This is a genomic window from Desulfomonilaceae bacterium, from assembly GCA_041662605.1.
Taxonomy (GTDB): Bacteria; Desulfobacterota; Desulfomonilia; order Desulfomonilales; family Desulfomonilaceae; genus CAJBEZ01.
Genome location: JBAZSD010000015.1, coordinates 92,381 through 98,806, shown reverse-complemented (window position 1 = coordinate 98,806; position 6,426 = coordinate 92,381). Strand labels below are relative to the sequence as shown.

The following is a 6,426-nucleotide window of genomic DNA, read 5'->3' as shown; positions in this document are numbered from 1 at the left end:
AAAACCAGGTTGAAGGCGAATTGGCATTTTCTTTGTCCTCCCTGCTTGATATACTTTCCCTATAGCACAGACTGAACAAGCCGCGAAGACTGTGGACTGAAAAATCAATCAATTTTTAGAGACGCCCGTAAATCATAGTGAGAGCTTTCATCCAAAACGTAAGTTAAGCTCTTTTAGTAATTACCCTAAGAACCTATACGAAAACTGTGTTTTGAAATTGGCCCAAAAATGAAGAATCCTAACGAAAAACGTCAAATTGTTATGTGTCTCCTGATCCTCTGGGCGCCTATCGGGCTATCCTTCATTGCTGCTGCGATTCAGGACTGGAATTATGTATTTGACGATTCATTCATAACATATCGCTACGCAAAGAACTTGGCTATGGGGCATGGAATTACTTGGAATATTGGTCAGAATCCAACTGAAGGTTACACAAACTTCCTTCTGGTTGTTGTTCTGGCTCCGTTCATTAAGGCTGGATTTGATCCCCTTTTAGTTACTAGGGTGATTAGTTATGCCAGTTTGGTGGCGATAGCCCTTATTTTATTCACCGTCGCACGATCTCATTACGGTTGCTCGGCTCTAAGCGCTATGATGGTCACTGCTCTTATCTTTCTCGTTCCGGAGACCAAGTCTCTCTGTCTCCTAGGCATGGAAACGATAATCTACAGCCTATTCCTACTAACCTCATTTGTAGCTGGCATGGCATTCATCAATCGTCAACGAACCAGTTCTTCAGTTGTGTTTAGCTGTCTCTTGTTTCTCACGATCTTGCTCCGGCCAGAGGCCACTATGCTATATCCTGTAATATTCGTATCATATTGTGTTTTGGCCTTTCGTAGGAACAGTATTCAATTGAAACCTCTAATAGTGGGATTTTTATTTCTGATAGCCATTGGAAGCGTGTATCTTACCTGGAAGGTTCTCTATTTCGGTCATCTTTTACCCAATCCTTTTTACATTAAAGCGTCTGGATCTTATTTTGTCAGCAGCCTTGGCATGCGGACCGTGCAGTCATTTTTCAGTTCTCACTCTCTTATACTCGCCCTCATTTATCCCAGTTTACTTATGGTGTTTTTGTCGGGAAATTATAGAAATAACGACAAAGTAATCATGCTATCAGCCGTTAGCTTCTTGCTATTCTATCTATGTTTCTTTGCTCGCTGTGATACCCTGATGGACGTCAAAGGGCGTTTCTTGTATCCATTGATCCCTTTGGTGATCTGTCTTATTATCCCGATCTTTGTGTGGATGTCAGGAGTTCTCAATGAGCTTATCGGTCGCAGATTGATTTTACTGGTGGGGGCTCTAATAGCGTTTCTTCTTGCGTTTGGACCAAGGGACATTCTTGAGATATATGGTAATTCCAAAAAGCTTTCTCCAAACAACAAATGGCGGATTAGTGACCTGCTTATGCAGAAAGAGCGTCGTGTCGCCACAGCGTTAGCCAACTTGCCGGACATAGCTCAAGTCCGAATAGCAGGCAGTGATTCAGGAGGCATCCCCTATTTTTCAGGAGCAGTATGGCTGGATATTGTAGGGCTTAACGACTCTTTTATAGCTAGGACTCGCGACAATAAGTCACTAGTTGACTATTTTTTCAATTGGAATGCTGACTTGGTGATCCAAGAAAGTAACAAGGATGGTTCATGGATTCAATATGGACATGGGCCGCTTGGAGATAAATCTTCTTGGGCCTCAGACCCCAGATGGGACAGATATTATTACGTTGGTACGGTCAAAACAGGTGGCAAGATGTATGACCTCCAGTTTTTCGTCAATAAGTCTAGTAAATTCTCGCCTTCCCTCGAAAGCTTTCTGAAGAACAACGTAGTCGATGGATGGTATGATCCATCTCCATATTCTATAGGAACCTACAAACTTAAAAGAGAAATCGAGCCAAAATGGGTGATTCGGACAGTCCCACTTGACAACATTATGCCCGACGGCAAGAATCTCGAATAGAACTTGACCAAACTCTGTTTATACTACTCTACTCCCGAACGTTTGATGAACGACGACGTATGGTATAGTTTGCCTTCAGAAATTTATAGAGGTCTTCAGCCATTGATTCATTCCCCTTTATAGTCACGTGAGAATCATTACGTGCCCTTTCATATCCATTGGAACTGTTTACAACTTTTATACCGTGATGAGGCATAATTTCTCTAATTGCTCGTATCGGACTTAAAAAATTCTCTTTAGCCTCTTGTGTGTCAGGGTGACGATACCAGTCAGCGTGCCATTTGAATTCCATTTCGTCGGTTACCGGAAAGATGACCAACTCAGCGTGTATTGCATTAGCTAATTGCTTGATTTTTATTGCGAGAGCCAAAAACAGCCTCCATTCATAAGAATTTATGTCTAATTTCTGTGGGAAGTATCTTTCCTCCAACCAAAATTTGTGGTGCAATCTGTCTTCAAACACCTTGAAGGCGATTTTTTGGGTTTGATCATCTTCCGAGTTTAAGAATAATTTCAGTTCATCTGAAGTGACTCTTGTGTCAAGCCGCTTTTGCAGTAACTTATAAAGATGTGATCCTTCATCTAAATTCAATAGAAATTGAAGTTGATCAAGTTGATTCTTTCCTATCTTATAAACTGTGTTGCAGGGATTATGGTAAGGGGAGAATTGATACAAGCGTTTAAGTATTTCGGAATTATTGATACAGAGTTTGATAACATTGCTGCTGATCCAAGAATCCCAAGTCCACGACCTGTGAAAGTGTGGATTCTCTTTTCTCAAAAGCTCATTGGAGTCAGCTACCTCGTAATAGAAAGGTTTGTAGCCTTTCATTTGTTCTGGAACTTTCGACCCAGGTTTCGATGCATTGTAAAAGTACGCGTTGTCCCACAAATCATTCGTTGAAAATTGCAGGATTATTAAGTTTGGCTTGTACATTAGGCCTTCGTTGACAAGCGCCTCCAACTCCTGGTCTGTTCCCCAACCGTTCAACGCCACACTTATGACCTCCACATTGTAGCCGACGTCCCTGAGTTTTCTTTCCAATATGCGTGTATAAATTTTCTCGGCTGGAACAATCGCACCAAAGGTGTGAGAATCGCCAAGCGCTAATATCCGATAGGATCGTTTGCTATTTTCGTAATCCCTTTCCAGATCTCGCCATCCATGGCTGTTGGTCCGGTCTATGGAGACTGCGCAGGAGTCAGGGTCGGAAATCTTTATCAACTGCTTCGGATGAATTCCCCAGCCGTATATCGCTCCGTTACGAGTTGAAGGAAGTCCAAAAAATCCAATAGGAGAAGGATATAATGTTCGTAACAATAGCTCGGCCACGATAATCAGAAGACTGATACCTACAAAATTGATGGTGAACAAAGTTAATATGCGGTTTGTTTCAAACCAGGTTTTCATGAAAAGATGCTTGACCTACAGAACCAACCTACGAATCGGAAGTCAAATTTGGGGTGATCGCCGACAGTTACCGCACAAAGCACTTTCACGGACTTCCTATTGGTGGAGTCTTCACCACACATCCAATAACCTTTTAGACTCAGGCAGTTCCTTTGCAGGCCACATGGCCTGCTGCTTCTCATCGGCTTTGGAAAGTTCTTGTTCACTGTCTATTTGGGTCCAATTCTTTTTCGCAATCGTTCAACCACCATACGATTAAAACACCAAGTAATATGTACTCAATAAAGGAGATAGCATGAATTGCCCGACTACCATGAAAAGAATACAAATCGAGATATTGAAAATTGTTACTGAGTATAGTCAGGATTGGAAAAGGCGTAGAGAACTCATTGGGATAATCAGGAATAGTCCAAAGAACTCTCTCTGAGATCAATTGTCCAACAATCAGAATGGTTAGCCCAAATGGAATCAATTTTGCTAATACTGCATTATCTTCTATAGATTTTCCGACAAGAAGATAAACTATAGGCACACCCCAAAATAGAATTCTTTCTGTATCAGTACCACCAATCCACGCTAAAACTGCAAATTGAAGCAGATAAACCAGTATGAATTGGTTCTTTGCCAGAAAACGAATTGTTCCACGCCAATAATAAATCGGAATGACAATAATCGGCCCAAAAGCAATAAACCAAGCGTGCAGATAGGTTAACGCGGGTTTATTATATGCCCACATGATCGCTGTTCTAATATAGGAGTATTCATTGTTTTGAGAGGCTATTAGGTGAACTGTCAGAAGGCCAAGAATAGCAAAACCAAGTGGAAGAAAGAATGTGGGGGGAATACTCTCAATAACTGGCTTATTCTGAAAGCTAGGCAACGCAGAAGATGTTTTCCTTGACAGGATAATGGGGTCTTTACAAAACAGAAAAGCGACAGGTATCATAAATGCAGACTCTCGAAATATTACGCCCACAAATGCCACCAACCCCAGAAGGCATATGCGTACAACAGTGGCGCTTGTCTGAATTTGCTGAATTCCTATTAGGCCAGCAAGTAACATGACAAACAACCAAGGATCGGTATAGACTTGATAGTAATAGACGAATCGAACTGGTCCATGCCACATGACAAGAAAAAATGTAACCAACAAGACCCTGGTTTTACGATCGTTCAGATATAGATTGAGCCAGAAAACAAATAACACAGCCGTGAGCATATTTCCTGCAGTGTTGATGATCTTGAACCCTAATAATAGGTCTCTTTTAGAGAAAAGCGATACCAACAGAGGTGTTCCGAGACGATAAACGAAAGGAGCTTCAGCACTAGGTAGTCCGTGGTTACCTAACTGTTCCACAACCTTTAAGAGCAAGGCCCCATCCCATCCGTGCCCATTGTTTAAAGAAATAGGCCGTTGAAATGTCTGGCTGAATAAATTGATAAGAACAAACAAGAACAGGGTGATAGCTAGTTCAATCCAATATTCTTGTCTTTTTATCATTGCATTGTTTTAGAAATTTCCGGAGAAAAAGGTTTTTCGTTTCCGATTGTTGAGGAAACGATTCCAATTCAGAGCGTTAAATGGACAACATACCGAAAGCTTAGACCATTTTTCAGGGACGGTTTGTCCTCGGGGTCTTAGCCCACCCCATGACTTTAATTCTAGCGATAACCGTGCCCCTGTTTGGCCGCAGTCAGTTATCTCCAGAACATATCTTTCAATTATGAATAATAATCAGATTAATGTAAAGATACAGGCCAAAAAGCGGTGTGGCAAATGATTTTTCGAGGTACATCGAACATATTGAATCGGCAATAAAAATAACAGGTTGATGTTACACGGTTTATTTGTGAGCGATATTGCACATCAAAACATGCGGCATGAGCATAAACGCTTGTCTTTTTTGGACCTAGCCCCTGTGACGAGCCAAAGCCAAAAGAAACTTCCCCCGAAGCCACTTAGCCTCGGCCGATGAATCACGTGGTTTTTAGATTGGAATTTTCTAAAGACTTTTTCAAGGAGCCACTGTCTCTTTTCTTTCAACCCTAAATGTCACATGTATAAAAGGCTATTGCCCACCGTATGGAACAGTTGCACCTGGTGTTGAGCGAAGATAGCAAACAATTAAGTTCGCGCATATGGAGTTGCCCGTTTCATTCCAATGGAATTTATCGGATGATCTGACTGTTATACCCCTGTCTTCAGCATTTTGAATCGCACTACCGATTCCATCAATAAATTCAATCTGTTGTTCTTTGGCAATCTCTTGGAACTGATCAAGATATGGCTGAGTATTATCTACGGAAAACGCCACGATGCGAGCTTTTGGTATCCTATTTCTAACCATTGACATTATCTTACGCGTAGTTTGGACAGACTGTCTGAAACCTTCATGCCGAAGACCTATTTCATTGATATTTTGTTCAAAGTTAAATCTCATACCAATATATGACTCGATTTCATACGCTTTTTCAAATAGCCGACGCGTTAGAAGCATATATTTACTCAGAAAATGCCTCAAACTGGAATCGTTATTGCTACCAGCGTAGAAAATCTTTCCGTCCTCAGATAAGAATGGACGTCTCATTTCGTTTCCCCGCTCCCGAGCCATAGGCCATGAATTGTCAAAAAAGTCATTGTAACAGAACTGCCAGACCACTACGTCGGGCGAAATGGCGTCTAGGTATTCATCCAATATCATGTATTCTTGCAGCGAGCCATATCCGCCACAACCATATGCAAAAATAGTGGTCCCAATTGCATCGCCCACGAGAGAATAATAAGTCTTGCTATCTGAAACGTCGTTAGCAGCAGTAAAAGAATCTCCAATAAACAAGATGCGTTGATGTTTTTCCAATCTCAAAGGGTATTTCCGAAATCCACCCGAGGACGTGGAAAAACTTAATTCGTATTGCTTTCCAGAGGCATCTAAACAAGTCGTATGAATTGAAATATTCTCTATCATCCGCCAACCAAGCTTCGGGTCTGAAGTCATAATTGGTGGCCGAAAGGCCACCGGGCCGAATTTCAGGTATATGTATCCTCTGAA

4 protein-coding genes are annotated in these 6,426 nt (G+C 41.6%); 1 reads left to right on the top strand and 3 read right to left on the bottom strand.

Annotated elements, in window-relative coordinates; genetic code table 11:
* The first annotated feature begins 228 nt into the window (after positions 1–228).
* Positions 229–1,965 carry a hypothetical protein gene (locus WC647_12795; GenBank protein ID MFA6223184.1) on the top strand — a complete coding sequence of 579 codons (1,737 nt, stop codon included), beginning with the start codon at positions 229–231 and terminating at the stop codon, positions 1,963–1,965.
* A gap of 28 nt (positions 1,966–1,993) precedes the next feature.
* Here WC647_12795 and WC647_12790 read toward each other — a convergent pair whose 3' ends face one another.
* The 3 genes from WC647_12790 to WC647_12780 all read right to left on the bottom strand — a co-directional run bounded on the left by WC647_12790 (position 1,994) and on the right by WC647_12780 (position 6,240).
* Positions 1,994–3,376 (bottom strand): SGNH/GDSL hydrolase family protein, encoded by a 1,383-nt coding sequence (locus tag WC647_12790; GenBank protein ID MFA6223183.1) that lies wholly within the window; start codon positions 3,374–3,376, stop codon positions 1,994–1,996.
* Positions 3,377–3,578: 202 nt separating this feature from the next.
* A complete protein-coding gene (locus WC647_12785; GenBank protein MFA6223182.1) occupies positions 3,579–4,877 on the bottom strand; it encodes a hypothetical protein in 1,299 nt (432 codons plus the stop codon).
* Between the two features lie 568 nt (positions 4,878–5,445).
* Positions 5,446–6,240, bottom strand: a complete 795-nt coding sequence (locus WC647_12780; GenBank protein ID MFA6223181.1) for an SGNH/GDSL hydrolase family protein — start codon at positions 6,238–6,240, stop codon at positions 5,446–5,448.
* Positions 6,241–6,426 lie beyond the last annotated feature (186 nt).

Excerpts from the sequence above, each read along its gene's own strand:
- WC647_12785 (MFA6223182.1), bottom strand. The coding sequence starts at position 4,877 with ATGATAAAAAGACAAGAATATTGGATTGAACTAGCTATCACCCTGTTC.
- WC647_12795 (MFA6223184.1), top strand. The coding sequence starts at position 229 with ATGAAGAATCCTAACGAAAAACGTCAAATTGTTATGTGTCTCCTGATC.
- WC647_12790 (MFA6223183.1), bottom strand. The coding sequence starts at position 3,376 with ATGAAAACCTGGTTTGAAACAAACCGCATATTAACTTTGTTCACCATC.